Source organism: Nonomuraea sp. NPDC003709, assembly GCF_040610775.1.
Taxonomy (GTDB): domain Bacteria; phylum Actinomycetota; class Actinomycetes; order Streptosporangiales; family Streptosporangiaceae; genus Nonomuraea; species Nonomuraea angiospora_A.
On record NZ_JBEXMW010000063.1, the window covers coordinates 5,553 to 7,440 of the forward strand.

The 1,888-nt window shown below is 66.6% G+C and carries 3 protein-coding genes; 1 reads left to right on the plus strand and 2 read right to left on the minus strand.

The window, feature by feature from the left end; all coding sequences use genetic code 11:
* The coding region (locus ABZX61_RS65220) for a tetratricopeptide repeat protein (protein WP_355213089.1) at positions 1-754 on the plus strand (754 nt) is incomplete at its 5' end.
* Positions 755-799: 45 nt separating this feature from the next.
* Here ABZX61_RS65220 and ABZX61_RS65225 read toward each other — a convergent pair.
* Entirely contained in the window at positions 800-1,456 is a 657-nt protein-coding gene (locus tag ABZX61_RS65225) for a recombinase family protein (protein ID WP_355213091.1), read from the minus strand.
* A gap of 154 nt (positions 1,457-1,610) precedes the next feature.
* Positions 1,611-1,888: tetratricopeptide repeat protein (locus ABZX61_RS65230; protein ID WP_355213093.1), on the minus strand; the 278-nt coding region annotated here is incomplete at its 5' end.

Sequence of the window (1,888 nt, forward strand, 5' to 3'; positions counted from 1 at the left end):
GGCGGGGGATTTGGGTCGGGCCATCCCGTTGTATGAGGCCACCCTCGCCGATCGGGAGCGGGTGCTGGGTGCCGACCACCCCGACACCCTGTCCTCTCGCAACAACCTGGCTTACGCGTATGAGTCGGCGGGGGATTTGGGTCGGGCCATTCCCCTGTACGAACAGTCACTTGCCGACTGCGAGCGGGTGTTGGGTGCCAACCACCCCCACACCTTGATCTCTCGCAACAACCTGGCTTACGCGTATGAGTCGGCGGGGGATTTGGGTCGGGCCATCCCGTTGTATGAGGCCACCCTCGCCGATCGGGAGCGGGTGCTGGGTGCCGACCACCCCGACACCCTGTCCTCTCGCAACAACCTGGCTTACGCGTATGAGTCGGCGGGGGATTTGGGTCGGGCCATCCCGTTGTGCGAGGCCACCCTCGCCGATTGCGAGCGGATTCTGGGTGCCGACCACCCCGACACCTTGACCTCGCGTAACAACCTGGCCAGCGCATACCGGGCGGTGGGGGATCTGGGTCGGGCCATCCCGTTGTATGAGGCCACCCTCGCCGCTCGGAAGCGGGTGCTGGGCGCTAGCCATGTCGCCACGCTGTCTTCGCGCAACAACCTGGCCTTCGCCTATGAGTCGGCGGGGGATTTGGGTCGGGCCATCCCGTTGTATGAGGCCACCCTCGCCGATTGCGAGCGGATTCTGGGCGCAGATCATCATGTGACGAAGGCGGTGCGGGCCAATCTGGCGGCGCCCAGGTGATGCATCTCCGGAGAGACGCTCATCCGCTCGACCTGGTGATCTCTATCATCTGGGAGTTCCTGGGATGCTGCCGCCCTGGCGGAGTTGTCGAAGGTCGGGGATGTGGTTGTACAGCGTCCCCGGGCTGACGCCGAGCAGCTTGGCGATCGAGGTGATCGAGTTCTCGGGGTTGGGCAGCATGTCCCGGGCTGCGCGCAGCAACTCCGGGGTGATGACGGTGGGGCGGCCGCCGGTGCGGCCGCGGGCCTTGGCGGCAGCCAGGCCGTCGCGGGTGCCGGCGACGATGAGTTCACGGATGAACTCGGCCAGGGCGGCGAAGACGTGGAAGATCAGGCGGCCGCCGGGGGTGGTGGTGTCGAGGTTCTCGTGCAGCGAGGTGAAGCCGATCTCGCGCCTGCGGAGGTCGCCGACCATGGTGATGAGGTCGGCCAGGGAGCGGCCGTAGCGGTCGAGCGATGGAACGACCAGGGTGTCGCCTTCGGTCAGGAACGTGTGGCAGGCCGCCAGTTCGGGTCGCTCGGCGGTCTTGCCGGACTTCTTGTCGGCGAAAACCTTCCGGCAGCTGGCCGCCTTGAGGGCGTCGAGTTGTCGCTCGAGGTTCTGGCCGGCGGTGGAGACGCGGGCGTAGCCGATGCGGATCTCGCTGAGGTGGGCGGGGAAAGCGGCCAGTGGGTCGGCGGGTAGCTGCAGGGCGTCGGTCACGCCCGTCATCCTCTCAACAAACGGTGTTCCGAAGTTGTTGAACCGCCGGGGTTGTTGAAGGAGTTTTTGAAGGCCTTTCGGGGCTCTGAAGGTGCCTGCTTCAAGATCTTCAAAAAACGATCGTTAAATGAAGAGCCGTTGGCACCCTATGAGATCAACGGTCCACCCGCCCTCGCCCCGGTAGCACCCGCTTCCACCACCTACCGGATCTCCCGGCCTTTTCTGCGGCAGCCCGCTCAAGGTTGCCTCGGACGGCACGCGTCAATGGGTGGTCGGCGCGCAGCACCCGCTCGCAGTCGGCCAGCGTCGCCTCGTACAGCGGGATCGCCCGGCCCAGATCCCCCGCCGCCCGGTAGGCGTGGGCGAGGTTGCTGCGGGATGCCAGGGTGTCGGGGTGGTCGCCGCCCAGCACCCGCTCACAGTCGGCGAGTG